This window comes from Kitasatospora sp. NPDC059571, assembly GCF_042735675.1.
In the GTDB taxonomy this organism is placed as follows: Bacteria; Actinomycetota; Actinomycetes; order Streptomycetales; family Streptomycetaceae; genus Kitasatospora.
In genome coordinates this window covers 1-25,050 of record NZ_JBHWBW010000062.1, presented here as the reverse complement: position 1 = coordinate 25,050, position 25,050 = coordinate 1, and the positions used below count along the sequence as shown (strand labels likewise).

The 25,050-nt window shown below is 76.4% G+C and carries 22 protein-coding genes and 1 pseudogene; 10 read left to right on the top strand and 13 right to left on the bottom strand.

The window, feature by feature from the left end; genetic code table 11:
• Together ACFV0G_RS10465 and ACFV0G_RS10460 are read right to left on the bottom strand one after the other, a co-directional pair.
• Window positions 1–1,385 (bottom strand): hypothetical protein (locus tag ACFV0G_RS10465; protein ID WP_380544862.1); only part of this gene is annotated, 1,385 nt, incomplete at its 3' end.
• Window positions 1,386–1,536: 151 nt separating this feature from the next.
• On the bottom strand, window positions 1,537–2,994 hold the full coding sequence (locus tag ACFV0G_RS10460; RefSeq protein ID WP_380544859.1) for a lipase maturation factor family protein: 1,458 nt from the start codon (window positions 2,992–2,994) through the stop codon (window positions 1,537–1,539).
• A 200-nt stretch (window positions 2,995–3,194) separates the two neighbouring features.
• Here ACFV0G_RS10460 and ACFV0G_RS10455 point away from each other — a divergent pair, with 200 nt between their 5' ends.
• Both ACFV0G_RS10455 and ACFV0G_RS10450 read left to right on the top strand, forming a co-directional pair.
• Window positions 3,195–4,163, top strand: coding sequence for an EamA family transporter (locus ACFV0G_RS10455; RefSeq protein WP_380544856.1), 969 nt, complete (start codon window positions 3,195–3,197; stop codon window positions 4,161–4,163).
• A gap of 258 nt (window positions 4,164–4,421) precedes the next feature.
• Window positions 4,422–5,510, top strand: a complete 1,089-nt coding sequence (locus ACFV0G_RS10450; protein WP_380544853.1) for a sugar ABC transporter substrate-binding protein — start codon at window positions 4,422–4,424, stop codon at window positions 5,508–5,510.
• A 32-nt stretch (window positions 5,511–5,542) separates the two neighbouring features.
• Here the strand turns inward: ACFV0G_RS10450 and ACFV0G_RS10445 are convergent, their stop codons facing one another.
• Window positions 5,543–6,436: a DMT family transporter gene (locus ACFV0G_RS10445; protein ID WP_380544850.1), complete on the bottom strand. Its 894-nt coding sequence runs from the start codon at window positions 6,434–6,436 to the stop codon at window positions 5,543–5,545.
• On the opposite strand from ACFV0G_RS10445, the gene ACFV0G_RS10440 reads away from it, so the two are divergent.
• Complete coding sequence (locus tag ACFV0G_RS10440; protein WP_380544847.1) at window positions 6,435–7,862, top strand: PLP-dependent aminotransferase family protein; 1,428 nt, start codon at window positions 6,435–6,437, stop codon at window positions 7,860–7,862. The genes ACFV0G_RS10445 and ACFV0G_RS10440 overlap by 2 nt on opposite strands.
• Window positions 7,863–8,117: 255 nt before the next feature.
• A complete protein-coding gene (locus ACFV0G_RS10435) occupies window positions 8,118–9,890 on the top strand; it encodes an NAD-binding protein (RefSeq protein WP_380544865.1) in 1,773 nt (590 codons plus the stop codon).
• A gap of 47 nt (window positions 9,891–9,937) precedes the next feature.
• On the opposite strand, the gene ACFV0G_RS10430 is transcribed toward ACFV0G_RS10435, so the two are convergent.
• Entirely contained in the window at window positions 9,938–10,147 is a 210-nt protein-coding gene (locus ACFV0G_RS10430) for an EF-hand domain-containing protein (protein WP_380544844.1), read from the bottom strand.
• A gap of 131 nt (window positions 10,148–10,278) precedes the next feature.
• Between ACFV0G_RS10430 and ACFV0G_RS10425 the strand changes: the two genes are divergently transcribed.
• From ACFV0G_RS10425 to ACFV0G_RS10410, 4 genes are all read left to right on the top strand, one after another.
• Window positions 10,279–11,133, top strand: a complete 855-nt coding sequence (locus ACFV0G_RS10425; RefSeq protein ID WP_380544842.1) for a DNA-formamidopyrimidine glycosylase family protein — start codon at window positions 10,279–10,281, stop codon at window positions 11,131–11,133.
• A 76-nt stretch (window positions 11,134–11,209) separates the two neighbouring features.
• Complete coding sequence (locus ACFV0G_RS10420) at window positions 11,210–12,139, top strand: 1-phosphofructokinase family hexose kinase (protein ID WP_380544839.1); 930 nt, start codon at window positions 11,210–11,212, stop codon at window positions 12,137–12,139.
• A 144-nt stretch (window positions 12,140–12,283) separates the two neighbouring features.
• Window positions 12,284–13,774, top strand: coding sequence for a phytoene desaturase family protein (locus ACFV0G_RS10415; protein ID WP_380544836.1), 1,491 nt, complete (start codon window positions 12,284–12,286; stop codon window positions 13,772–13,774).
• Window positions 13,775–13,793: 19 nt separating this feature from the next.
• Window positions 13,794–14,279: a hypothetical protein gene (locus tag ACFV0G_RS10410; protein WP_380544833.1), complete on the top strand. Its 486-nt coding sequence runs from the start codon at window positions 13,794–13,796 to the stop codon at window positions 14,277–14,279.
• Between the two features lie 9 nt (window positions 14,280–14,288).
• On the opposite strand, the gene grpE is transcribed toward ACFV0G_RS10410, so the two are convergent.
• Window positions 14,289–14,726 (bottom strand): nucleotide exchange factor GrpE, encoded by a 438-nt coding sequence (gene grpE / locus ACFV0G_RS10405; protein WP_380544830.1) that lies wholly within the window; start codon window positions 14,724–14,726, stop codon window positions 14,289–14,291.
• Between the two features lie 94 nt (window positions 14,727–14,820).
• Between grpE and ACFV0G_RS10400 the strand changes: the two genes are divergently transcribed.
• Window positions 14,821–15,186 carry a hypothetical protein gene (locus ACFV0G_RS10400; RefSeq protein WP_380544827.1) on the top strand — a complete coding sequence of 122 codons (366 nt, stop codon included), beginning with the start codon at window positions 14,821–14,823 and terminating at the stop codon, window positions 15,184–15,186.
• Between the two features lie 18 nt (window positions 15,187–15,204).
• Here the strand turns inward: ACFV0G_RS10400 and ACFV0G_RS10395 are convergent, their stop codons facing one another.
• From ACFV0G_RS10395 to ACFV0G_RS10360, 8 genes and pseudogenes are all read right to left on the bottom strand, one after another.
• Window positions 15,205–16,206 (bottom strand): PfkB family carbohydrate kinase, encoded by a 1,002-nt coding sequence (locus tag ACFV0G_RS10395; RefSeq protein WP_380544824.1) that lies wholly within the window; start codon window positions 16,204–16,206, stop codon window positions 15,205–15,207.
• Window positions 16,207–16,235: 29 nt separating this feature from the next.
• Window positions 16,236–17,319: pseudogene (locus tag ACFV0G_RS10390) on the bottom strand (LLM class flavin-dependent oxidoreductase).
• A 53-nt stretch (window positions 17,320–17,372) separates the two neighbouring features.
• Window positions 17,373–18,401, bottom strand: a complete 1,029-nt coding sequence (locus tag ACFV0G_RS10385; protein ID WP_380544821.1) for an LLM class F420-dependent oxidoreductase — start codon at window positions 18,399–18,401, stop codon at window positions 17,373–17,375.
• 60 nt (window positions 18,402–18,461) lie between these two features.
• Window positions 18,462–20,087: an ABC transporter substrate-binding protein gene (locus ACFV0G_RS10380; RefSeq protein ID WP_380544818.1), complete on the bottom strand. Its 1,626-nt coding sequence runs from the start codon at window positions 20,085–20,087 to the stop codon at window positions 18,462–18,464.
• A gap of 36 nt (window positions 20,088–20,123) precedes the next feature.
• A complete protein-coding gene (locus ACFV0G_RS10375; protein ID WP_380544815.1) occupies window positions 20,124–20,915 on the bottom strand; it encodes an ABC transporter ATP-binding protein in 792 nt (263 codons plus the stop codon).
• Complete coding sequence (locus ACFV0G_RS10370) at window positions 20,912–21,691, bottom strand: ABC transporter ATP-binding protein (RefSeq protein ID WP_380544812.1); 780 nt, start codon at window positions 21,689–21,691, stop codon at window positions 20,912–20,914. The genes ACFV0G_RS10375 and ACFV0G_RS10370 overlap by 4 nt, the downstream gene beginning before the upstream one ends.
• Entirely contained in the window at window positions 21,688–22,530 is an 843-nt protein-coding gene (locus tag ACFV0G_RS10365; RefSeq protein ID WP_380544809.1) for an ABC transporter permease, read from the bottom strand. Before ACFV0G_RS10365 ends, ACFV0G_RS10370 begins: the two co-directional genes overlap by 4 nt.
• A 2-nt stretch (window positions 22,531–22,532) precedes the next feature.
• The gene (locus tag ACFV0G_RS10360; RefSeq protein ID WP_380544806.1) at window positions 22,533–23,477 is read right to left on the bottom strand and encodes an ABC transporter permease; all 945 of its coding nucleotides are present in this window, start codon (window positions 23,475–23,477) and stop codon (window positions 22,533–22,535) included.
• Between the two features lie 646 nt (window positions 23,478–24,123).
• Here ACFV0G_RS10360 and ACFV0G_RS10355 point away from each other — a divergent pair.
• The coding region (locus ACFV0G_RS10355; RefSeq protein ID WP_380544803.1) for a LuxR C-terminal-related transcriptional regulator at window positions 24,124–25,050 on the top strand (927 nt) is incomplete at its 3' end.

Here is a 25,050-nt window from a genome sequence, read left to right as displayed (position 1 = left end):
GGCTCGGCCTCAACAACCGGCTCCACCTCGGCAACCGGCTCGGGCTCAACCTCGACAACAGCCTCAACAACGGGCTCGGGCTCGACCTCAACAACCGGCTCCGCCTCGACCTCGGCAGCGGTCTCGACCTCAGCCTCGACCTCGGCGGCGGTCTCGGGCTCGGCCTCAACAACCGGCTCCGCCTCGACCTCGGCGGCGGTCTCGACCTCAGCCTCGACCTCGGCCTCGACCTCGACCTCGGCAACGGCCTCCGCGGCAGCCGCCTCCACGACGGGCTCCTCGGCCGGCTCGTCCTCGACAGCCTCAACGGTCTCAACGGCCTCGGCCACCTCGACCTCGGCGACCTCGACCTCGGCGGCCGCGGTCTCCTCCACCGCAGGCTCCTCCGCGGCGGGCTCCTCGTCCGTCCGGACACCGCCGTCGCGCGGGCCGGCGGCGAGGGCGTGGCGGGCGGCCTCCTCGGCGTCCGCGGTCTCCTCGCCGGCGGCGGCGTGCCGGTCGTACGCGGCGAGAGCGGCGTCCCGGTCGGCCTGACGCTCCATCAGCTCGGCAAGGAGGCCGTCCAGGCCCTGCCCGGCGAGGGCGGTGCGCAGCGCGGCGAGGGCCGGCAGCCGGTACAGGGTGCCCTCGTCGGAGGCCAGGCCGTCGACCAGGTCCGCCAGCTCGGTGAGCGCGAGGGACTCCGGGTCGCGGCCGGGGAGCAGACGGCCGAGGGCGCGCACGGCGCTGCCGAGCGTCTCGATGGCCTGCGCCGTCTCGGCGAGCAGGGCGGCGTTGCCGGGCACGACGGGGGCGCCGTCGCCGGTGGCGAGCGCGGCCCAGTCGGTGCGGGCAGCGGCGGCCGCGGCGAGGGTGGCGTGCAGGTCCGCGCGGCCGGGCCGCTTGCCGACCACCAGGGAGCGGGCCTCGGAGCGCAACGCGCGGCGCCGGCCCCAGGAGATGCTGACGCCCTGCTCCTTGCGCCAGCGGCCGGTGGCGGTGGCGGCGGTGAGGGCGTCGAGGTCGGCCTTGAAGGCTTCGGCCCGCAGGGCGGCGGAGGCGGCCTGGACGCGCTGCAGCACGTCGAGCAGGGTGCCCAGCCCGAGCAGGGTGTCGGGGACGTCGAGTTCGGCCTTGGCGGCGATGCCGGAGACGGCGGCGCCGACGGCGCGGACGTCCAGGCTGCGGAGCTCGGCGAGCACCGTGGACGCGGCACGCGCGTCCTCGGCCCCCGTGACGGTCTCGGCCGCGTCGAGCCAGGGGTTGTCGGCCGCGTTGAGGGCGAAGCCGCCCTGCTCGGCGTAGCGGCCGAGCTCCTCGCGGGTGTCCGGCCCGGCATCGCCGTCGTGAGTGGCAGCCGGGGCCGGCACCGTGGCGCCGGCGTCGTTCAGGTAGCGCACTGTCATGTGGAAGTCCGGTTCGTGGCGGGGACGGGAGGGGGGTGGCGGAGAGACGGGCGCCGCGGTGCGTCCCGGCTGGTACGGCGCGAGGGCCAGGATACGGGTGCGCGTTCGACGGACGCACGCACCGGGCGGGTTGTTGCCGAGCTGTGCCGTGTCATGGACCCCTCCGGGGAGCGAGGTATCCGATGTCGCGGAGCGTGACCGGCGGGAGGTAGTCGCGGAGGGCCTCCCGTTCCCACCATTCGCCGGTGGTGCGCAGCCGCGCCCAACTGCTGTACCGGTAGCGGTAGAGACGGGCGCGGACGACGGCCGGGGGCCGGTCGGGGAAGGGGTTGCCGCGCAGCAGGCGGAGCGTGTCCGGGTCGTTGACCAGCAGCCGGGCGGCGAAGGCGGTGAACCAGGGCCGGGCGTACGAGGGCGAGATGGCGGCGAACCACATGAGCCAGTCCAGGCGGAGGTGGTAGGGCGCGATCTGACGCGGCATTCGCCGGAGTTCGCCCGGTTTGCCATGGAATCGGTACTCACGCCAGACGGTGTTCCGGTCCGGGATCACGGTGTCGGTGCCCTCGACCACCACCTCGTGGCGGATCCGGGTGATGCTGCCGAAGGCGCCGTAGCTGTTGACCAGGTGGAGCCGGTCGAAGGAGCGGTTCATGACCTGGCGGGAGGAGATCAGGTTGGCGGCCGGCCGGTAGCTGAGGACCAGGACGCCCGCGGTGAGGGCGAGGACGAGCACCTCGAACCAGACCGGGGTCGCCGGGTAGTGGGGTGTCGACGGGAGCGGCAGCAGGCGGCCGACGGTGCCCGCGTCCACGACGGAGAGCGCGAGGGCGATGGTGAGCCAGTTGAGCCAGGCGAAGTTGCCGGAGAGCACCAGCCAGAGCTGGGTGACGGTCATCAGCGCGGCCGCGGCGGACGCGACGGGCTGCGGCGCGAAGAGGGCGAACGGCACCACGAGCTGGACGGCGTGGTTGGCGGCTACCTCGACGCGGTGCAGCGGGCGAGGCAGGTGGTGGAAGAACCAGCTGAGCGGGCCGGGCATCGGCTGGGTCTCGTGGTGGTACCAGAGGCAGGTCAGGTCCCGCCAGCACCGGTCGCCGCGCCACTTGATCATGCCGGCGCCGAACTCGACCCGGAACAGCAGCCAGCGCAGCAGCCAGAGCACGGTGACCGGCGGCGCGACGTCGCCGTTGCCGAGGAAGGCGGCGAGCACGCCGGCCTCCAGCAGCAGCGACTCCCAGCCGAAGGCGTACCAGGTCTGGCCGACGTTGACGATGGAGAGGTAGAGCAGCCACAGCAGCGCCCACCAGAGCATCGCGGCCCAGAGCGGCACCAGGCCTCCGGCGCCCGCGGCGAGGGCGGCGGCGAGCACCGCACCCGTCCAGGAGACGGCCGCGAACGCCCGGTCGCTGTAGTGGAGGTGGAACAGGCTGGGGGAACGGCGCAGCGGGACGGCGGCGGTGAAGCGGGGCACCGGCAGCATCCCGTGCTCGCCGATCAGGGCGCGGAACTGGCGGGCCGCAGCGATGAAGCCGACGGCGTAGAGAACGGCGAGCATCCGCTGGAACACCTCGCGGGCGAGCCAGTACTCGGGTGCCGCGAACCACTCCACCTCGCCCGCTCCTCGGTCGGCCGCCCTCGGACCGCCCCCATGCCTACCACCCGGCGGCAGCCGCTGCCGTCGGGGGCGGGCGGCGGGCTGGCGCGCTTCATCCGGAAGGCTCAGCCGCCCGCTCCGCGGGACGGGGCTCCCGCTGGCCCGGGGTGTCGTGGTCTCATACGAACGTTCAGTACCGAAACAGGGAGACACCCATGACATCAGCTTCGCCCCGGCCGGCCGCGGACCCCGCCTGTCCCGGTCCGGCCGCCGGCGCCGCCGCCCCCGCCCCGCCCGCCCGCACCCGGATCACCGCCCAGGTCTGGGGCGCCCTCGCGATCGTGTACGTGGTGTGGGGCTCCACCTATCTGGCGATCCGGGTCGCCGTCGAGACGATGCCGCCGTTCCTCTCGGCCGGGGCGCGCTTCCTGACCGCGGGCGCGCTGCTGGCCGGGCTGCTGGCGTGGCGGCAGGGCCCGGCGGCCCTGCGGGTCCGCGCCCGCGAGCTGGGGTCCGCGGCCGTGGTGGGCCTGCTGCTGCTGATCGGCGGCAACGGCATGGTGGTGCTGGCGGAGCGGTCGGTCCCGTCCGGGCTGGCGGCGCTGATGGTGGCGAGCGTGCCGCTGTGGGTGGTGGTGGTCCGGCGGTTCACCGGGCAGCGGACCCCGCGCTCGACGCTGGGCGGGGTGCTGGTCGGGCTGCTCGGACTGCTGGTGCTGAGCTCGCCCGGGCTGACCGGGGCGGTCCGGCCGCTGGGGCTGGTGGCGCTGCTGACGGGGTCGCTGCTGTGGGCGTGCGGCTCGGTGCTGGCCGGCCGGCTGCCGATGCCGTCGAACGCGCTGGCGGCGAGCGCCTACGAGATGGTCGCGGGCGGACTCGGGGCGCTGGTGCTGGCCCTCGTCCGGGGGGAGTCGCAGGGGTTCGACCCGGCCCGGGTGTCGGCCGGCTCGTGGGCGGCGCTGGGCTATCTCGTGGTGTTCGGCTCGCTGGTGGCATTCAGTGCGTACGCCTGGCTGCTGCAGCGGGCGCCGCTGCCGCTGGTGGCGACCTACGCCTACGTCAATCCGGTGGTCGCGGTGCTGCTCGGCTGGCTGGTCCTCTCCGAACCGCTGACCTGGCCCATCGTCCTGGGCGGGGGGATCGTGGTCGCCGGGGTGTGCCTGGTGGTGCGCACCGAGCGCTGAGCCGCCGCGCTACGGGTGCCACCCCGGATGGGTGGTACCCGTACCGTGCTTACGAGTTGAGAAGTTGTCGGCCGGGGCCCGGTCAACCTGCCCGGTATGCGGCGAGACGGGGATCATGTACGGATCTTGTTTTCAACAAGGTAACAATGTGATCGAGAAATCCCCTGGAATGTTTTACTTATTGACGTTACCCGGCCACTCCCGATTGACTCACTGGTCGCCGCAGACGGCGGCGATGTCAGGGAGGCACCACCCACCATGAACGCAATGACGCGTCGCATCCTCGCCGGCACGGCCGCTGTGTCGGCGGCGTTGTCACTTGCCGCGTGCGGCTCCGGCGACGGCACGGGATCGTCGTCCGGAGGCAACAAGACCATCGGCCTGCTGCTGCCGGAGAAGTCCTCGTCGACGCGGTACGAGAGTTTCGACAAGCCGCTGATCGAGGCCTCGGTCACCGCCCTGTGTACCAAGTGCGTGGTCGACTACGCCAACGCCGACGGCGACGAGGCGGCGCAGAAGGAGCAGTTCGACGCCCTGCTGGCCAAGGGCGTCAAGGTGATCCTGCTCGACCCGGTGAACTCGCAGTCCACCGCGTCCTGGGTGACCGACGCCACCAAGAAGGGCGTCAAGGTCATCGCGTACGACCGGCTCGCCGCCGGCAACGTGGCCGCGTACATCTCCTTCGACAACGAGCGCACCGGCGAGCTCCAGGGACAGGCGCTGGTCGACGCGCTCGGCGAGAAGGCCGGCAACGCGAACGTCGTCATGATCAACGGCGCGGAGACCGACCCGAACGCCGGAATGTTCAAGAAGGGCGCCCACCAGGTCCTGGACGAGAAGGTCAAGAAGGTCATCTACGAGCAGTCCGGCGAGTGGAAGCCGGACACCGCCGCCCAGAAGATGAACGAGGCGATCAGCCACTTCGGCAAGAGCGGCATCCAGGCCGTCTACTCCGCCAACGACGGCATGGCCGGCTCGATCATCGCCAGCCTGAAGCAGGCCGGGATCAACGTCCCGGTCGGTGGCCAGGACGCCTCGCTGGACGCGATCCGCCGCATCCTGAGCGGCGACCAGACCTACACGATCTACAAGCCGTACAAGCCGGAGGCCGACGCCGCCGCCACCATGGCCGTCTACCTGGTCAAGGGCCTGGACATCACCTCGGTCGCCAGCGCCATGACCGAGAGCAACGGCCTGCAGATCCCCTCGATGCTGCTCAGCCCGGTCGTCGTCACGCAGAAGACGGTCGCCTCCACCGTCATCGCCGGCGGCCTCTACAAGGCCGCCGAGGTCTGCGCCGACCAGTACGCCCAGGCCTGCAAGGAGGCCGGCATCACCGTCGGCTGACGCCGCGCCCCGGCGGGCGCGGCGGCCGCAGGTCAGCCGCGCGCCCGCTGGGTCGCCGCGATGCACGCCAGCACCGCCACCGCGGCCGCCGGCGCCGCCGGGGACATCCGCTCCCCCAGCACCAGCACCGCCCAGCCGAGCGTGAGCAGCGGCTGGGCGAGCTGGAGCTGACTCGCCTTCGGCACCCCGATCAGGGCCATCCCGCGGTACCACACCACGAAGCCGGCGAACTGCGAGACCGCCGCCGTGTAGACCAGCCCGGCGACCGCCCGGGGGCCGGCGTGCACCTCCTCCGCCGGCAGCGCCAGCCCGGTGGTGAGCAGCGTCGCCGGCAGCGCCAGCACCACCGCCCAGGCGATCACCTGCCACCCGGGCATCCGCCGCGCCAGCCGGCCGCCCTCCGCGTACCCGGCCGCGCACAGCAGCAGCGCGGCGAGCAGGAAGAGGTCCGCGCGGCCCGGGCCGCCGCCGCTCTGCTGGACCGTGAACGCAGCCACCGCGCCCGCGCCCGCCAGCGCCGCCCACCAGAACCCGCGGGACGGCCGGGCCCCGCCGCGCACCGCCGCTACCGCCGCGGTCGCCAGCGGCAGCAGCCCGATCACCACCGCCGAGTGGGCGGTGGAGGAGGTCCGCAGCGCCAGCGTGGTGAGCAGCGGGAAGCCGACCACGCAGCCGGCCGCGACGGCCAGCAGGCCGGGCAGGTCGGCACGGGCCGGCCGCGGCACCCGGCGGACCGCCAGGCAGCCGCCGGCCACGATCGCGGCGAGCACCCCGCGCAGCCCGGTGGCCGTCCACGGGCCGAACCCGGACAGCGCCCAGACGGTCGCCGGGAAGGAGAAGGAGAAGGCGAGCACCCCGAGCGCGGCGAGGGCGGTACCGCCGACTGCTACTGGAGTGGTCCGGATAGCGCTATCGTGTGCTGTCATGCACGAGCGTAGCAGTGGGGCCGATCTTGCCGCCATCCTCCGTCCCGAGGTCGAGCGCTACCCGGTCGGCGCCCGACTGCCCTCCAGCCGCGCCCTGATGGAGCGCCACCAGGTGAGCCCGGTGACGGTCTCCCGCGCGATCGCCCTGCTGGCCGCCGAGGGACTGGTCGTCCCCCGGCCGGGCGCCGGCGTCTTCCGCGCCGCCCCGGCCCGCCCCGCACCGGCCGCCGGCGACACCTCCTGGCAGGAGGTCGCGCTCAGCGCCGAGGCGGGCCTGCCGCCGGCCCGCTCGGCCGACGCCTCCGGCGTCCTCGGCGCCCTGGCCCTGCAGCCGGCCGAGGTCGTCGACCTCAACGGCGGCTACCTGCACGCCTCGCTGCAGCCCGAACGGGCGCTGGCCGCGGCCCTCGCCCGGGCCGGACGGCGGCCCGGCGCCTGGGAGCGGCCGCCGCTGGAGGGGCTGCCCGAACTGCGCGCCTGGTTCGCCCGGGACATCGGCGGCACGGTCGGCGCCGCCGACGTCCTGGTCACCTCGGGCGGCCAGAGCGCCCTCACCACCGCCCTGCGCTCACTGGCCGCACCGGGCGCGCCCGTCCTCGTCGAATCGCCCACCTACCCCGGCCTGCTGGCGGTGGCCCGGGCGGCCGGGCTGCGCCCCGTCCCGGTGCCGGTGGACGGCGACGGCGTCCGGCCCGACCTGCTCGCCGAGGCCTTCGCGGCGACCGGCGCCCGGGTGTTCGTCTGCCAGCCGCTGTTCCAGAACCCGACCGGCGCGGTGCTGTCCGCCGAGCGCAGGCCCGAGGTGCTGCGGATAGCCCGCGCGGCCGGGGCGTTCGTGGTCGAGGACGACTTCGCCCGGCGGCTCGCCCACGCCGACGCGCCGCCGCCCGCACCGCCGCTGGCCGCCGACGACCCCGACGGCACGGTCGTCCACGTGCGCTCGCTGACCAAGCCCACCTCGCCCAACCTGCGGGTCGCGGCGCTGGCCGCGCGCGGCCCCGCCCGGGAGCGGCTGCGCGCCGTCCAGGCGGTCGACAGCTTCTTCGTGCCGCGCCCGCTCCAGGAGGCGGCCCTCGAACTGGTCGGCGCACCCGCCTGGGGCCACCACCTGCGGACCCTGGCCGGCGCGCTGCAGGGCCGCCGGCAGGCACTCGCCGGCGCCCTCGCCCGGCTGCGGCCCGATCTGCTCGGCCCGCGGCTGCCGCTCGGCGGCCACCACCTGTGGCTGCGGCTGCCGGAGGGCACTGACCCGCAGGCGCTCGCCGCCGCCGCACTGCGCGCCGGGGCCGCGGTCACCCCGGGCCGGGGGTACTTCACCGCCGAACCGCCCGCCCCGCGGCTGCGGGTCGGGTACGGCGCGGCCGAGGGCCCGGACCGCCTGGTGACGGGCGCGGAACGGCTGGTGGCGGCACTCGGCGACGGCTGAGGAGCGGGCCGGGCGCAGGCCGGGGAGCCGCCCGGCCGCGCGGGCGCGCGAAGGTGACGAAACGTCAACGATCATCCGGCAAGATCGACTCCACCGGCCGGGCGGGCCACACTGGGCGGCATGTCCACCTCCGCCGATCCCGTCCCGCGGCTGCCCGCCCAGCCGGCCGAGCCCGCCCGCCCGGCGGCGCCGAACGTGCCGGGGCCGGCCCCGGCACCCGCACCGGCCGCCGCCGCCGAGGACGACGGCCGACACATGGTGGTCTGCGGCCAGGACACCCTGGCGTTCCGCCTCGCGGTCGAACTGACCACGCTGTACGGGCGGTCGGTCACCGTGGTCGTCCGCTCCCGCACGGAGGGACAGGGACCGCAGATCGCCGCCCTGGCCACCGAGCGCGGACTGCCCGTCCGGGTGGTCGAGGCGCCCGAGCCGACGCCCGCCGTCCTGGCCGCGGCCGGCATCCGGGAGGCCGCCGCGCTCGCCCTCACCGGCTCCGACGACCAGGCCAACGTGCAGGCGGCGCTGCGCGCCCGGCGGCTCAACCCGCACATCCGGCTGGTCCTGCGGGTCTACAACCGCAGGCTCGGCCGCCGGGTCGGCCAGCTGCTCGACCGGACCGCCGCCGCCCGGGCCGCCGGCGCCGTCCCCGAGGCCTCGACCACCGTGCTCTCCACCTCGGCCACCGCAGCACCCGCCCTGGTGTCCGCCGCGGTCTCCGGGCACCCGGCGGTGGTGCACGTCGACGGGCGGCTGCTGCGCGCCGCCGAGGTCGCCCCGGGCGGCACCGTCGGCGGCACGGAGCTCGCCACCCTGGCCGTGCTGCCCGCCGGCCCCCGCCCGGTCGCCCCGGACCTGCTGCCGGCGGCCGACGTGCCGGTGCCCGACGGCGGCCGGCGGCTCGTCCTGGAGCTGCTCGGCCACCCCGAGGAGGTGCGCCGGCGCCGCCGGCTGCCCGGGCTCGGCGGGCTGCCCGTCGCCGCCCTGTTCTCCCGGCGGCTGCGGATCGCCCTCGGCTCGCTGGTCGCCCTGCTCGCCGCCTTCGCCGGCCTCACCTCGGTGCTGACCGGTCAGAGCCCGGTGCACACCGCCTACCTGGCGGTGCTGGACGTGCTCGCCATCGACGACCCGGCCACCGCCGAGGGCCCGGCCCGCAAGGTGCTGCAGATCCTCACCGCGCTCAGCGGACTCCTGCTGCTGCCGCTGCTCACCGCGCTCGCCCTGGAGGCGCTCGGCACCTTCCGGGCCGCTTCCGCGCTGCGCCGCCCGCCGCGCGGCATCTCCGGCCACGTCGTGCTGCTGGGCCTGGGCCGGGTCGGCAGCCGGGTGCTCGACCGGCTGCGGGAGCTCGACCTGCCGGTGGTCTGCGTGGAGAGCGACCCGGCCGCCCGCGGCGTCGCCAGGGCCCGGGCGTACGGGGTGCCGGTGGTGCTCGGCGACGCCACCCAGGACGGCGTGCTGGAGGCCGCCCGGGTCGGGCGCAGCACCGCACTGCTGGCCCTGACCGCCAACGACTCCACCAACCTGGAGGCGGCCCTGTCGGCGCGCGAGGCCAACCCGGGCCTGCGGGTGGTGATGGGGCTGTTCGACGACGACTTCGCGGCGGACGTCTACCGGGCGCTGCGCGATTCGTACCCGGCCGCGGAGACCCGCAGCCACAGCGTGTCGTTCCTGTCCGCGCCCTCGTTCGCCTCCGCGATGATGGGCCGCCAGGTGCTCGGCGCGATCGCTGTCGGCCGGCAGGTGCTGCTGGTGGCGGCGGTCGACGTCGGCGACCACCCCGACCTGGCCGGCCGCACGGTGGCCGACGCGCACCGGACGGGCGCCTGGCAGGTGATCGGCATCGACCTCAACGCGCCCGCGGACCGCGCCGCCGACCTGGGCCTGCAGCGCCGCAGCAGGCCGGAGCTGCAGTGGGGCCCGCCCGCCGGGCGGGTGCTCGGAGCGGGCGACCTGGTGGTGGTCGCCGCCACCCGGGAGGGCCTGGCGCGGCTGCTGCGCCGCGCGGACGGGGACGCCGCCGCGCACTGACGGGCCGGGGCGCCGCCCGTGCGGGCGGCAACCCCGGGCCCGGCCGCTCAGCCCTGGTTGACCGCCCAGAACTCGTCGAAGTTCAGCAGCCCGTCGCGGCTGGTGTCCGCCTTGGCGATGACGGCCTGCGCCATCGGCACCGTCACGTACGGGTCGCCCATCTCCGCCATGACCTTCGAGTACTCCTCGGGCGAGATGAAGCCGTCGCCGTTGATGTCGAAGCGGGCGAACGTCGTCTTGGCCTTCTCGATGTCCATGGGGGCAGGTACTCCTTCTGGGGGTGTGCTGTGACCCGTGAACGATACCGGCGGCCCGGGCCGGGAAGCAGCCCAGGCACCCGGCCCGCGGTCCGATGGCCCGGGCGGCCCCGCCCGGCCAGACTGGGTGCGTGCCCGAACTCCCCGAAGTCCAGGCGCTCGCCGAGCGCATGACCGCCGCCTGTGCGGGCCGTTCCGTGGCCCGGGTCGAGGTGCTGTCCGTCCAGGTGCTCAAGACCTTCGACCCGCCGCCGACCGCGCTGCACGGCTGCCCGGTGACCGGGGTCGGCCGGCACGGGAAGTTCCTCGACCTGGCGGTGGACGGCGGCCCGCACCTGGTGCTGCACCTGGCCCGGGCCGGCTGGGTGCACGCCCGGGCGTCCTTCCCGGCGAAGCCGCCGTCCCGGCGCGGGCCGCTGGCGCTGCGGCTGGTGCTGGACGACGGCTCCGGCTACGACGTCACCGAGCAGGGCACCACCAAGCGGCTGGCCGCGTACGTGGTCGCCGACCCGGCGCAGGTCCCGGGCATCGCCCGGCTCGGGCCGGACGCCCTGGCGCTGACGGCGGGGCAGCTCGCCGCCCTGGCCGCCGGCGCCCGGCAGCGGCTGAAGACCTTCCTGACCGACCAGGCCGTGCTGGCGGGCATCGGCAACGCCTACTCGGACGAGATCCTGCACCGGGCGAGGCTCTCCCCCTACGCGATGGCCGCCGCCCTCAAGGAGGAGCAGACGGCCCGGCTGCACGCCGCGATCGGCGAGGTGCTCACCGGGGCGCTGGAGCACGCCCGGGCGGTGCCGGCGGACGGCCTCAAGGCGGAGAAGAAGGCCGGGCTGCAGGTGCACGGGCGGGCCGGCGAGCGCTGCCCGGTCTGCGGGGACACCGTACGGTCGGTCAACTTCGCGGACTCCTCGCTGCAGTACTGCCCGACCTGCCAGACCGGCGGGCGGACGCTGGCCGACCGGAGACTGTCCAGACTGCTGAAGTGACACCCGACTCTGTGCTTGAATCTGCTCGAAAGAGCCGTTCATCGAGCACGACCGCGCAGAGTGGGGGCACACCGACGTGCTGCTGATCGTCACGCCGAACCCGGCGCTCGACCTGACCTACACCGTGCCGCGCCTGCGCGCGCACACCGCCCACCGGGTCGCCTCGGCGGCCGCCCGGGCCGGCGGCAAGGGCGTCAACGTCGCCCGGGTGCTCGCCGCGCTCGGCCGGCCCGCACTCGCCGTCCTGCCGCTCGGCGGGCCCACCGGCGCCGCCGTCGCCGCCGACCTCACCACGGCCGGGCTGCCGCACCTGGCGGTGCCGGTGGCCGGCGAGACCCGGCGGACGGTCGCGGTGGTCGACCCGGCCGACGCCACCCTCTTCAACGAGCCGGGCCCGGAACTCACCGCCGCCGAGTGGCGGTCCGTTCTCGACGCCGTCGAGGCCCGGCTCCCCGCCGCCGGGGCCCTGGTGCTCTCCGGCAGCCTGCCGCCCGGCTGCCCGGCCGACGCCTACGCCGACCTCGTCGCCCGCGCCGCCGCGCACGGCGTGCCGACCGTGCTGGACGCCGACGGCCCGGCCCTGTCCGCCGCGCTCGCCGCCGGACCTACCGTGGTCAAACCCAACGCGGCCGAACTGCGGGCCGCCGCCGGCACCGGCGACGTCCGGGCCGCCGCGGCGGCGCTGCGCGAACGGGGCGCGGGCGCGGTGGTCGCCTCCCTCGGCCCGGACGGGCTGTACGCGGCGACCGCCGAGGGCGGCTGGCGGTGCGAGCCGCCCGCGCGGGTCACCGGCAACCCGACCGGCGCCGGGGACGCGGCCGTCGCCGCGCTCGCCGCCGGGCTCCAGGCCGGCGCGGCCTGGCCCGCGATGCTGCCGGACGCGGTCGCCCTCTCCGCCGCCGCCGTGCTCGCCCCGCTGGCCGGGGACTTCGACCGGGCCGCCTACCTGCGCTTCCGCTCCGCGGCCCGGGCCCGCCCGATCCCGGCCCCCCGTCCGGCCGACTGACCCGGCCGGCCCTCCCGCACGGCGGCGGCCGCACCGCGGAAGGCGGCCGCCGACACGGCGGGCCCCGGGACCGGGCGGCACCGCGCACTGTGACAGAGTGCGACGAAGGGATGCCGGCCAGGTGAAGGCGGGGGTGCGCACACGATGGTCTCGACGCTCGGCGACCGGTCCAACGGCCGGGTGGACGCGGTGGTGGTCGGGTCCGGTCCGAACGGCCTCGCGGCCGCGCTCGTCCTGGCCGGGGCAGGGCTGGAGGTCGCCGTCCACGAGGCGGCCGACACCGTCGGCGGCGGCACCCGGACGAAGGAGCTGACCCTGCCCGGCTTCCGCCACGACGTCTGCTCGGTGGCACACCCGATGGCGCTGGCCTCCCCGTTCTTCCGCGCCCTCGGCCTCGCGGACCGGGTCGAATTGCTCCGGCCCGTGGCCTCCTATGCCCAGCCGCTGGACGGGGCGCCGGCCGGCATCGCCTACCGCGACCTGGACCGCACGGTGGCGCGGCTCGGCCCCGACGGACCGGCCTGGCGGGCGGTGTTCGGCCCGCTCGTGGAGCACTGGACGGGCCTGGTGGAGACCGCGATGTCGGACCAGCGCAGACTCCCCTCCGATCTCGGCACGACCCTCCGACTCGGCCTGCGGATCGCCGAGTTCGGCAGCCCGGCCTGGTCGCTGCGGTTCCGCGGGGCGACCGCCCGGGCGATGCTCGCCGGCGTCGCCGCGCACGCCGTGGTGCCGCCCCGGGCAACGCCCGCCGCCGGCGCCGGACTGCTGCTGGCCGCCCTCGCACACGCGGTCGGCTGGCCGGTGCCGCGCGGCGGCAGCCAGGCGATCGCCGACGCCATGGCGGCGGAGCTGCGGGCCCGCGGCGGACGGATCGTCACCGGACACCGCGTCGGCTCGCTCGACGAACTGCCCGAGGCCCGGGCCGTCCTGCTCGACCTCACCCCCGCCGGACTGCTCCGGCTGGCGGGCCGGCGGCTGCCCGAGCGGTACGCCCGGCGGCTGCGCGGCTTCCGGTACGGCGCGGCCGCCTGCAAGGTCGACTTCGCCCTCGCCGGGCCGGTGCCGTGGGCGGACCCGGCGTGCGCCGAGGCCGGCACCCTGCACCTGTCCGGCGACCGCGCGGCGACCGTGGCGGCCGAGCGGGAGGTCGCGGCCGGCCGCCACGCCGACCGGCCGTACGTGCTGGCCGTGCAGCCCGGGGTGGTCGACCCCACCCGGGCGCCCGCCGGCCGGCACACCCTGTACAGCTACGCGCACGTGCCGCACGGCTCGACCCTCGACGTCTCCGGCGCCGTCGAGCGGCAGATCGAGCGCTTCGCCCCCGGCTTCCGCGACCTCGTACTGGCCCGCTCGGTCACCACCGCGGCCGACCAGCAGACCTACAACGCCAACTACGTCGGCGGCGACATCAGCGCCGGCGCGATGACGCTGTGGCAGACGGCCTTCCGCCCGCTCCCGGCCCTGGACCCGTACGCCACCCCGCTCGACGGCCTCTACCTCTGCTCGGCCTCCACCCCGCCCGGCCCCGGCGTGCACGGCATGTGCGGTCTGCACGCCGCCCGCAGCGCCCTCACCCGCACCTTCGGCCTGCGCACCGACCCGCTGGCGGCGGCCGCGGGCGCCGGAATCTGACACCCGGACGGACTGCTTCATGCACACGGGCCTTGCCGAGATCATCGATGCGCTGGCCGCGCGGTCGGCCGACGGCGACGCCGACATCGAGGACGAGCACGGGCGCTGGTCGCTGTACCGCCGGTCGTTCGATCGCGCAGAGTGCCGCCGCCGGCTGCTCGATGCCGTGGCGGCGGAACCCGATCCGAACGTGGCGCTGGGGATCGTGCTGGAGATGCTGGGACGGATCGCCCCGGCGGACCGGCCGCGCTGGGTCGCCCGGCTCCCGACCGCCCGGGGCCGGGACCTCGCCTCCCGGCGCGCCCGGGAACTGGCCGTCCACGAGAGCGGGTCGGTGTCGGACCTGCTGGAGGACGGCGCGGAGGAGTCCTGGTCCGACTGGCTCCAACTGCTCCTCGCGGAGTCCTCCGCGGAGCCGGCGGTACTGCGGCGCATGGCGGAGCGCGGCCGGACGAAGCGGATCAGGCGTACGGCGCTCCAGCGGCTGAAGGACCTCAAGGCATAGCGCGGGCGCTCACGGCGGCTCCGCCACCACCACCTCGGCCGGGCGGATCAGGTGGTCGCCGACGCGGTAGCCGGTGCGGACGAGTTCGACGCAGATCGGGCCGGTGACGGCGAACGAGCGGGTGTAGCCGATGGCCAGGTGGCGGACCGGGTCGAAGGGCTCGCCGGGTTCGCCGAAGGAGCGCAGGCCGAGGGCGCCGAGTTCGGACTCCAGGAGGTCGGCGACGGCGCCGAAGCCGTCGACCACGTCGCCGGACTCCCGGGCGCGGTCGAGGGCGTCGAGCACCGGGAGCAGCCGGGCCAGCACGTTGGCGACGGCGATCTCGCGGACGGCGAGCCGGTCGCGGCGGACCCGGCGGCGGTAGTTGTCGTACTCGGCCTTGAGGCGCCGCAGGTCCTCGGCCGGACCGGTCGGGGTGCCGGTGCCGTCTCCCGTCGACGCTGCCATGGGGCCGCTCCTTCCGGGTCGCCCCCACCATCCCCTAACCGGGATAAAACCGGATAAAGTGCTTGTCAAGGGCCGAGGCAGGGAGGTAGACACGATGATCACCGAACTGGCCGTGGAGCGGGTCGAGTTCACCTGTGGACAGTGCTGGCACCACTGGAGTGTGGACTACGACGTCCAGCACTACCGGGACGACGACGGCGCCGACTGGGAGTTCTTCTCCCACGACGGCATCGGCGCCTCCTCCCCCTACACTCCCGCCGGCGGCGCCCCCTGCCCCGAGTGCGGGCACCACTGGATCGGCCACCTCAAGGCGCGGCGGCTCGTCCCGCTGGCCCCCGGCGGCTCCGCCACTCCGCGGCACCGGATCGACGACCTCGCGGGCCACCGGCCCGAACGGCACGACGCCCCGCTGCTGAGCGGCTCCGCCGCCACCGCGGAACGGGCCGGCCGCCGACTCTGAGCCGCCCCGCTCGCCGGATCACCCCAGGTGGGGCCGGACCGCATCGGCCTCCGCCGGGCCGTACGCGTCGGCCAGCCGCGCCAGGAACGCTCCGCGTTCGTACCGGTACTCCTGGGCGCCGGGCGACTCCATCGCCAGGGTGGCGAGCAGGCAGCCCACCCGGGCCGCGGTCGGGAGCGGCAGCCGCCAGGCCGCACCGGCCAGGAAGCCCGCCCGGAAGGCGTCGCGGACGCCGGTCGGGTCGGCCCGCGCGCGCTCGGACGGCGCCGGGACCAGGACGGGCGGGCGCCCGGCCCGCTCGATCCGGACACCGTCCGCACCGAGCGTGGTGATCCACGTCCCGACCCGGCCGAGTACCGCCGCCGCGTCCCGGCCCGTCCGGCGCAGCAGCAGCTCCCGCTCGTGGGCGTTGGTGAACAGGTACCGGGCGCCGTCGAGCAGAGCGGTGGTCTGCGGGCCGTCGAGCCGGGCGAGCTGCTGCGAGGGGTCGGCGGCGAACGGGATGCCCGCGACCCGGCACTCGGCGGTGCGGCGGAGCATCGCACCTGGGTCGTCCGGGCCGATCAGGACGAGCGCCGCCGGGCCGGTGCGGGCGAGCACCTCGTCCAGCCGGATGTCCGCGGCGCGCACCGTCGCCCCCGGGTAGAAGGAGGCGATCCGGTTCTCCCGGAGGTCGGTGGTGCACAGGACGCGCGCGGTGAACAGCTCGGGGACGACCAGCACGCCCGCCGTGTCGACGCCGTTGGCGCGCAGCCAGACGTCGTACGGGCCGTGGTCGGCCCCGGCCGCGCCGACCAGCACCGGGCGCAGTCCGAGCCGCCCGAGGCCGACCGCGACATTGGCCCCCGCTCCCCCGCGCCGCACCTCCAGGTCGTCGACCAGGAAGGAGAGCGAGACGTGGTCGAGCCGGCCGGCGAGGAGCTGGTCGCTGATCGAGCCGGGGAAGGTCGTCAGGTGGTCGGTGGCGATCGGGCCGCTGACGACGATCCGCCCGGCGGGGGCGGCGGAGGGCCGGGGCACGGGGGCTCCTTCCTGTCGGGACGGCCGGCCTACCAGCCGCGGCGAGGCGCCGCCGCGGCCCGCAGCCGGGCCACCAGGGCGCGGCGCAGCTCCCGGTCGTGGTCGGTCTCGACCGGCAGGTCGAGCTGGACGATGTCGACGCCGGCCGCGCGGAGCAGGCCGATCCGGTCGGCGACGGTGGCGGGCGAGCCGGTGTGGGCGGCGGCCAGGCTGCGCCGGACGTAGGCGGCGACCTGGTCGGAGCCGCGCTGTGGGTCCGCGCGGCCGCGCTCCCGGTCGCGGTCGAGCTGGACGGCCTCGGTCCAGCGGGCGGCGTCCGGGCCACCGGTGAGCCTGAGGGCGTCGCGGCGCAGCCGCCGGGAGCGGTCCCGGGCGTCCTCGTCGGTGTCGGCGAGGACGACGGTGACGTGCCGCCAGATCCGCACGGTGCGCCCGTACCGGGCGGCGGCCGCCCGGACCTCGGCGATCCGGCGGCGGGTGTCGGGCAGCGGCAGCGGGCTCACCGCGTACACCTCGGCGTACCGGGCGGCCAGTTCGACGCCCTGCGGGGAGGAGCCGCCGAACGAGATGTTCGCGGCGCGGCGCCGGCAGCAGGCCGGGCCGCGCCCCGCGCGCGGTGTAGAACTCGCCGGCGAAATCCGTCTCGTGGTCGGTGGTCAGGTGCCGGTGGAACAGGTCGAGGTACTCCCCCGCCCTGCGGTAGCGGTCCTCCTTGCCGAGCAGGTCGCCGTCCCTGGCCACGTCGGCGTCGCTGGAGCCCACGATGAGGTGGGCGGCGACCCGGCCGCCGGAGAGCCGGTCGAGGGTGGCCAGGGTGCGGGCGGCGACGGTCGGCGCGGTGGTGCCGACCCGGTGCGCGACGGCCAGCCGCAGCCGCGTGGTGGCGGCCAGCGCCCAGCCCGCCACCAGCCAGGGGTCGGGCCAGGAGCTGGACTGCACGACCAGGGCGCTGTCCAGGCCGTCCTCCTCGTTCTCCCGCGCGGTGCGCACCACGTGGTCCGGGTCGGCGGTGCGCTCGCGGAGGTCGGGCGCGTACCGCAGGGCCTGCCGCTCCTGCGGGGTGCGGCCCGGGACGGGGGCGGCGCGGACGCCGCCGCGGATCTCGAGTTCCATGGTCGGTCCCTTCGGTGCGGCGGCCGGCCCGCGGGGTGCCGGGCCCGCGGGTGTCAGTGCCCGGCGGGCCCGAGCCGGGCGAGGGTGTCCAGCACCCGGGCGCGGCTGACGAAGACCTCGGGCGGCAGCGAGACGTACAGCTGGATGGTGGTGACGCCGGGGCGGTGGTACTGCAGGATCCGCTCCCGGCACTCCTCGGGGGAGCCGCTGACGAACAGGCCGTCCACCACCTCGTCGGGGAGGGCCTTCTGGGCGCCCTCCGGGTCGCCGGCCGCCCAGCGCCGGTGGGTCTCGGCGAGCAGGTCGCCGTTGCCGAGCCACTCGTGGAACTTGCGGTAGGGCTCGCGGTTGAGGATCCAGGCGAGGAAGGGCCGGCTGGCGCGGTGGGCGTAGTCGGTGTCCTCGGTGGGGCAGACGAAGACCTTGACGACCAGTTCCTTGCCGGGCGGCTGCGGGCCGACGGCGTCCAGCACCTTCGGCAGGTCCCGCGGGAGGAGCAGGTTGGTGATGGCGCCGTCCCCCTCGGTGAAACCGAGCCGGAGCATGCCCGGGCGCAGCGCGCCGAGGATCACCTTGACCGGCTCGGCGGGCGGGTGGGGCAGCCGGTAGCCGCTGATCGAGAAGGTGTCGAAGTCGCCGGCGACGTGCTCGCCGCGCAGCGCCCGGGTGACGAAGCGCAGCACGTCGCGGGTCCGCTTGAACGGCTCGTCGAACGGGATGCCGTTGATGTCGGTGACGTGTGCGGGGACGGAGGCACCGATGCCCAGCAGCACCCGCCCGGGGGCGAGTTGGGCCAGGGTGGCGGCGGTCTGCGCGAGCACTGCGGGGCCCCGGGTGTGGACGGGCACGATGCCGGTGGCGATCCGCAGGCTCGGCGACCAGGCGGCGGTGGCGGCGAGCGGGGTGAAGGCGTCGGTGCCGCCGCCCTCGGCGCTCCACACGTCGGTGTAGCCGAGGTCGGGGAGCCGCTCGACGAGGAAGCGGTGCCGGTCGATGGTCAGGCCCGGGAGCGGGAGGGTGACGCCCCACTTGGGCGGCGCCGCGGCGCCGGGGCGGTGCGGTGGTTCGTACGGGGCGGTCATGGCGGCCGTCCTTCCGGTGGTGCGGTCGTGCGGTCGGTGTGCGCGGTTCCGGGGACGCGGCTACCGGCGGACCCACACGGTGGTGAGGTCCAGGAACCAGGACTGCGGCTGGACCAGCCCCTGGACCTTGGGCGACAGGGCGCGCGGGTTGCGGTCGTTGACCACGAACAGCCAGGGCGCGTCCTGGGTGACCAGGCCGAGCGCCTTGCGGTAGTCGGCGGTGCGCCGGGCCTGGTCGGGCGAGCCGGAGGCGGACGCCAGCAGGGCGTCGACCTGCGGGTCGGCGTAGTGGCCCGTCCAGAACGGGCTCTTGGAGCCGATGAACAGCGGCAGCAGGGCCTCGGACTGGAACAGCGTGGTGGACTGCGCGATCGCGTCGGAGCCGAGCGCGACCTGGCCCTTCGCCTCGGCGCCGATCAGCGTCGTCCAGTCGGTGGTGCGCAGTTCGACCTTGATGCCGACGGCGGCCAGGTCCCGCTGGAGGGCCTCGGCGATCGGGACGGGCAGCAGGTTGCCGGAGCCGCCGGTGGGGACGGTGACCGAGGTGGAGAAGCCGTTCGGGACGCCGGCGTCGGCGAGCAGCCGGCGGGCCTTGTCGGGGTCGTAGGAGTAGGTGTCGCCGGCCGGGTCGTAGGCGGCGGTGGCGCGGGGCGCTGCCTGGTAGGCGGGGTCGGCGGTGCCCTGCAGCAGCTTCTCGGCGATGGCCTGCCGGTTGATCGCGTAGTTGGCGGCCTGCCGGACCCGCGGGTCGTTCCAGGGCTTCTTCGCGGTGTCGAGGATCCAGTACCAGAGGTGGTCGTAGCTGTTGGTGGCGATGGTCGCCCCGTCGGCCCTGAGGGTCTGGATGTCGTCGGGGTTGGGGTACTCGATCCAGTTGACGCCGCCGGAGCGCAGCGCGGCGGTGCGGGCGGCCGCGTCGGGGAGGGACTTGACGATCAGCCGGTCCAGCTTGGGGGCGCCGCGCCAGTAGGACTTGTTGGCGGCGAGTTCGATCTGCTGGCCCTCGGTCTGCGAGACGAAGGAGAACGGGCCGGTGCCGACGGGGTGCCGGGCGAAGTCGGCGCTGCCGGTCTTCTTCACGGCGGTGGGGCTGGCGATCAGGACGTGGGCGAGGTCCTCGGGGAAGTGGCCGTTGGGGCCCTTGGTGACGAGTTCGACGTGGTCGGCGTCGGTCTTGCGGTACGAGGTGATGTCGCCGGCGTACTCCTTGGCGGCGGCGCCGAGGGCGGCGGTGTACTCGGGGCTCTTCGGGTTGAGGTAGCGGTCGAGGTTGAAGACCACGGCGTCGGCGTCGAAGGGCGTGCCGTCCTGGAAGGTCACGCCCTTGCGCAGCTGGAAGGTCCACGTCCGCGCGTCCGCCGCGACCTGCCAGGACTCGGCGAGGGCGCCGGTGACCACGGGCGGCCGGTCGGTGTCCTTGAGCAGCTCGTAGCGGGTCAGGCCCTCGTAGATCTGGAAGCTGACCAGGCGCTTGCCCTCGAAGCCGGCGCCGCCGATGACGGTGTCCGGGTTGGGCAGCTTGCCGGTGGCGCCGACGACCAGGGTGCCGCCGCGGTCGGCGCCGGCGGCGTCACCCCCGCCGGCCGCCCCGGTGGCGGAGGCGCAGCCGGTGGCCGCCAGCAGCAGGGCGGCGGCGGGCAGGGCGGCGGTTCTGGAGCGGGCGGCGCGCAGCGGGCGGTACGTCATGGTGATTCCTCGTTCGGGTTCGGTGGTGCCGGTGGGTCAGGTGAGGGTGGTGGGCCGGGGGGCGGTGCGGCCGGTGGCGGCTTCGAGCAGCGCCCGGGTGTACGGGTGGCCGGGGGCCTCCCAGAGGTCGGCGGCGGGGCCCTCCTCCAGCACCCGGCCGTGCCGCAGGACGAGCACCCGGTCGGCCAGGTGCCGGACGACGGCCAGGTCGTGGGAGATGAACAGCAGGCCGAGGCCGGTGCGCTCGCGCAGCCCGGTGAGCAGGTCGAGCAGCCGGGCCTGGGCGCTGCGGTCGAGGGCGGAGGTCGGTTCGTCGCAGACCAGCAGGTCGGGGCGGGTGGCCAGGGCGCGGGCGACGGCGACCCGCTGGAGCTGCCCGCCGGACAGTTCGCGCGGGTGGCGGCGGGCGAGCGCCGGGTCCAGGCCGACCTGGCGGAACAGCCCGGCGACCGCCCCGGCCCGCTCGGCGCGGGGCGTGCCGTGCAGCCGCAGCGCGAACGCCACCGCCTCACCGGCCCGCAGGGCCGGGTTGAGCGAGCCGCGTGGGTGCTGCGGCACGAACTGCAGCCGCCCGCGGACGGCCCGGGCGCGGGCGCCGCGCAGCCGGTACGGGTCGTGGCCGGCGAAGCGCACGGTGCCGCCGTCGGGGGCGAGCAGGCCGAGGGCGAGCCGGGCGAGGGTGGACTTGCCGGAGCCGGACTCGCCGACCAGTCCGACGGCCTCGCCCGGCCCGACGGCGAGGCTGACCCCGTCGACGGCGGGCCGGCCGCCGTACCGCTTGACCACGGTGTCGAGGCGGAGCTCGGCGGGTGCGGCCGGGGCGGTCATCGGGGCCCTCCCGGGTCGGCGGCGACCAGTGCCGCGGTGAATGCGTGGGCGGGGCTGGAGAGCACCCGGTCGGCCGGCCCGCGCTCGACGATCCGGCCCTCGCGCATCACGGCCACCTCGCCGCCGACCCGGCGGGCCGCCGCCAGGTCGTGGGTGACCAGCAGCAGGGCGATCCCGCAGTCGGCGCGCAGGGTGGCGAACAGGTCGAGGATCCGGCCGCGGACGAGTGCGTCCAGGGCGGTGGTGGGCTCGTCGGCGACCACCAGGTCGGGCCCGCAGGCCACCGCGAGGGCGATGGCGGCGCGCTGGCGCAGGCCGCCGGAGAGCTCGTGCGGGTGGGCCCGGGCGATCCGCTCGGGCTCCGACAGGCCCGCGGTGGCGAGCAGCCGCAGGACCTCGGCGTGCACCGCCCGGCGGCCCCGGGCGATCCGGTGGCGGCGCAGCACCTCGGCGAGCTGGGTGCCGATCCGGCGCAGCGGGTCGAGGGCGGCGGTCGGGTCCTGCGGGACGTAGCCGATCCGGCGGCCGCGGATCCGCGACAGGGCGCGCTCGTCGAGGGCGAGCAGGTCGGTGCCGGCCAGCCGGACGCTCCCGGTGACCCGGGCGCCCCGGCCGGGCAGTCCGAGCACGGTGCGGGCGACGGTGGTCTTGCCGCTGCCGGACTCGCCGAGCAGGACGAGCGCCCCGCCGGCGTCCAGGGTGAGGGAGACGTCCGCGACGGCCCGGACCGGGCCCGGGTGGGTGACGCCCAGGCCGGCGACCTCCAGCAGGCTCATCGGACGGCCTCCGGCAGCCGGGCGCCGGTGTCCCCGATGCGGTGGCGCAGCGCCTCGCCGAGGGTGTTGAAGACGACCGAGACGGCGAGCACGGCGAGCGCGGGCAGCACCGCCACCGCGGGGTGGGTGAGCAGGCTGGGCCGCAACTCGTCGATCATGGCGCCCCATTCGGCGGTCGGCGGGGTGACGCCGAGGCCGAGCAGGGAGAGCCCGGCGGCGTACACGATGGCCAGGCCCACCAGCGACGAGCAGTAGACCAGGACCACCGGGGCGACCACCGGGACGACCTGGCGCAGCACCAGGTCGGGCCAGCCGGCGCCGCTGACCCGGGCGGCCTCCAGGTACTCGGCGGTGCGGATCCGGCGGACCTCGGTGAACGCGACCCGGGCGACCGCCGGGGTGAGCACCACGGACAGCGCGAGCACGGTGGCGCCGAGGCCGGGCCGGAGCAGGGTGGCGACGGCGATCGCGAGCAGGACGCCGGGGAAGGCGTAGAGCACGTCGAGCGAGCGCAGCAGGGCCTGTTCGGTGACGCGTCCGCCGAGTCCGGCCGCGACGCCGACCAGCGTGCCGGCCGCGGCGGCGACCGCGACCGGGACGAGGCCGCCGGCCAGCGAGGCGCGGGCGGCCCAGACCAGCCGGCTGAGCACGTCGCCGCCCTGCCCGTCGGTGCCGAGCAGGTGGCCGGGGCTGCCGGGGTCGAGCAGCCGGTCCTGGAGCCGGCCGGCGGCCGGGTCGTACGGGCTGACCAGCGGTGCGGCCACCGCCAGCAGCACCAGCAGGACGGCGAGGGCGGCGGGGACGGCGACCGGGAGGCGGCGCAGCAGGGCCCTGGGCACGGTCAGCTCCTCACCCGGGGGTCGATCAGGGCGTGCGCGGTGTCCACCGCGAGGTTGACGCCGACGAACGCGACGGCCACCACCAGCACCCCGCCCTGGACGAGCGGGAGGTCGCGCGCGGACAGCGCGTCGTACAGCAGCCGGCCGATGCCGGGCCAGGCGAACAGGGTCTCCACGAAGACCACCCCCTCCAGCAGGTAGGCGAGTTGCAGGCCGCCGATGGTGAGCAGCGCGGGCGAGGCGTTGTGCACGCAGTGCCGCAGCACGGCGGCGCGGCCGAGGCCGCGGGCGCGCAGTGCGTCGGCGAGGTCCCCGGTGAGCAGCGGGCCGAGCGCGGCGCGGAAGACCCGCGCGGTGAGCCCGAGCGGGACGACGGCGGCGGCGAGGGCCGGCAGCACGAGGTGGCGCAGCAGGTCGGCGGCGCCACCGTCGCCGAAGGCGTCGTGGGTGCCGCCGGCCGGCAGCCAGCGCAGCCGGACGGAGACCACCGCGATCAGGACCAGGGCCACCGAGTACTGCGGTGCGGAGACCGCGAGGGTGGAGAGCGTGCCGCTGAGCCGGCCGGCCGCGCCGCGGGGGCGCAGCGCGCCGGCCGCGCCCAGCAGGACGCCGCCGGCCAGTACCAGGGCGAAGGCGGCCGCGGTGAGCAGCAGGGTCTGGCCGAGGGCGGGCAGCAGCAGCTGTCCGACCGGCCGCTGCGCGGAGATCGAGGTGCCGAGGTCGCCGGTGGCCGCGTGCCGCAGCCAGGACAGGTAGCGGATCGGCAGCGGCCGGTCCAGGCCGAGGCGGGCGGCGAGTTCGGCCCGGGCCGCGGGCGGGGCGCCGGGGCCGAGGAAGGCGGCCACCGGGTCGCCGGGGACGAGTGCGACGGTGGCGAAGACCACCGCGGTGACGCCGATCAGGGTCGGCACCGCGAGGAGGAGGCGGCGCAGCAGGAACCGGGTCATCCGAGGGCCCCCGGCGGCGGGGCGCCGGGGTGGCCGGCGGCGGGCCGGTGGACGGGGGCGGGCATGGCGGGCGGTCCTTCCGAACGGCGGGGTGCGGGTGCGGGCTTCGGTCCGGGGTGCGGGGCGGGCCTGCGACGGGGAGGGGTGCCGGCCCGGGCCGGGGCCGGCGCCCGCTGTCAGGAAGGTTGCGGGGAGCGGGAGCGGACAGCCAGTCAGGCATTCATGCTGTTATCCGTGGTCACAGGACCGCGCGGACCGGGCAGCCCGCTGCCCCGTCCGGCGGGCCGCCGTCCCGTCCTTGACCTGCTGCGAGAGCCGGTCCTAGGGTGCTCATATGGCTTATCGGCGGACCGACTTCACCCTGGTCGGGATCGGCGGCTCGTGGCACCGCAGGTGCTTCGACGAGCTGTGTCGACCGCGCGTGGCGCGCTGACCGCCGGCCTTCGCCCGCTGCCGCGTCAGCGCCCCTCCCACCGGGATCCGCCGCCCCGGACGCCTCCGGCCCCGACCGGACGCCGTTCCGCGCCCCGCTGCCGGATCCCCGCCACCGCGCCGGGCCACCGCGCCCGGCCCGCCGCCACGTCCGAGGGGACCGCACCGCGATGCCGCACCACACCGAACCGCCCTCCGCCACCGGAGGTCCCGGATGGCTGCCCTGACCCCGCTGGCAGGCCCGGGCACCGGCCGGACCTGCCGCCACCCGGTCCGTCGCCCGCAGCGCGGCGCACCGCCGGGCGGCCCGTCGCACGGCGGCTTCGGCGCGCCCGGCTCGGGCGCGCCCGGGCCGCTCGACGCACTGCACGCCGAGATCGACAACCCGCTCGACCTGATCGCCGGGCACCAGCTGCTCGCCGAGAACGCGCCGCCGCCGGGCACCGCGCCCGAACCCCCGGGCGGGTGCGCCTGCGGTCATCCGATGTGCGCCGGCGACCCGCACCGGCCGCCCGTCACCCGGATCTTCCTGGTGGAACGCCATCCGGTGGCCAGCGCCGGGCTGCGCAGCGTGCTGGCCGCCGTCCCCGGGCTGTCCGTGGTCGGCTCGGCCGGCGAGTGGCACCGGGCCGTGCCCGCCGTCCGCCGGGTGCGGCCGGACGTGGTGCTGCTGGGCCGCGGCGATTCGCTCGGCGAGGACCTGTCCGCGGTGGTGGCGCTGCGCGGGCCGGACGGGGCACCGGACGCCCGCGTGCTGCTGCTGCGCCGCGCGGAGTCCACGGCGGAGGCCAGCCGGATGCTGCTCGCCGGCGCGAGCGGCTGCTTCCCGCTGGACCTGGCCGAGGAGCGGATCGTCAGCGCCGTCCAACTCGCCGCGGCCGGCGGCTCGGTGTTCCTGCCGGCGCCTCCGGCGGCGCGCACCCACCACACGCCGCCGGCCTACCCGGCCGAGCCGCCGCCGCAGCAGGCCGGGCTGACCGGGCGGGAGCGGGAGGTACTGGCGCAGCTGGCCCGGGGCCTGAGCAACGCCGAGATCGGGCGCGAACTCGCCCTGGCGGAGGCCACCGTGAAGAAGCACCTCACCCAGGCGATGCGCAAGATCGGCCAGTCCGACCGGCTGCGCGCGGCGCTGTACGCGCAC

Excerpts from the sequence above, each read along its gene's own strand:
- ACFV0G_RS10430 (WP_380544844.1), bottom strand. The coding sequence starts at position 10,147 with ATGGACATCGAGAAGGCCAAGACGACGTTCGCCCGCTTCGACATCAAC.
- ACFV0G_RS10360 (WP_380544806.1), bottom strand. The coding sequence starts at position 23,477 with ATGACCCGGTTCCTGCTGCGCCGCCTCCTCCTCGCGGTGCCGACCCTG.
- ACFV0G_RS10375 (WP_380544815.1), bottom strand. The coding sequence starts at position 20,915 with ATGACCGCCCCGGCCGCACCCGCCGAGCTCCGCCTCGACACCGTGGTC.
- ACFV0G_RS10380 (WP_380544818.1), bottom strand. The coding sequence starts at position 20,087 with ATGACGTACCGCCCGCTGCGCGCCGCCCGCTCCAGAACCGCCGCCCTG.
- ACFV0G_RS10410 (WP_380544833.1), top strand. The coding sequence starts at position 13,794 with ATGCACACGGGCCTTGCCGAGATCATCGATGCGCTGGCCGCGCGGTCG.
- ACFV0G_RS10370 (WP_380544812.1), bottom strand. The coding sequence starts at position 21,691 with ATGAGCCTGCTGGAGGTCGCCGGCCTGGGCGTCACCCACCCGGGCCCG.
- ACFV0G_RS10400 (WP_380544827.1), top strand. The coding sequence starts at position 14,821 with ATGATCACCGAACTGGCCGTGGAGCGGGTCGAGTTCACCTGTGGACAG.
- ACFV0G_RS10415 (WP_380544836.1), top strand. The coding sequence starts at position 12,284 with ATGGTCTCGACGCTCGGCGACCGGTCCAACGGCCGGGTGGACGCGGTG.
- ACFV0G_RS10445 (WP_380544850.1), bottom strand. The coding sequence starts at position 6,436 with ATGACAGCACACGATAGCGCTATCCGGACCACTCCAGTAGCAGTCGGC.
- ACFV0G_RS10435 (WP_380544865.1), top strand. The coding sequence starts at position 8,118 with ATGGTGGTCTGCGGCCAGGACACCCTGGCGTTCCGCCTCGCGGTCGAA.
- ACFV0G_RS10440 (WP_380544847.1), top strand. The coding sequence starts at position 6,435 with ATGCACGAGCGTAGCAGTGGGGCCGATCTTGCCGCCATCCTCCGTCCC.
- ACFV0G_RS10385 (WP_380544821.1), bottom strand. The coding sequence starts at position 18,401 with ATGACCGCCCCGTACGAACCACCGCACCGCCCCGGCGCCGCGGCGCCG.
- grpE (WP_380544830.1), bottom strand. The coding sequence starts at position 14,726 with ATGGCAGCGTCGACGGGAGACGGCACCGGCACCCCGACCGGTCCGGCC.
- ACFV0G_RS10450 (WP_380544853.1), top strand. The coding sequence starts at position 4,422 with ATGAACGCAATGACGCGTCGCATCCTCGCCGGCACGGCCGCTGTGTCG.
- ACFV0G_RS10455 (WP_380544856.1), top strand. The coding sequence starts at position 3,195 with ATGACATCAGCTTCGCCCCGGCCGGCCGCGGACCCCGCCTGTCCCGGT.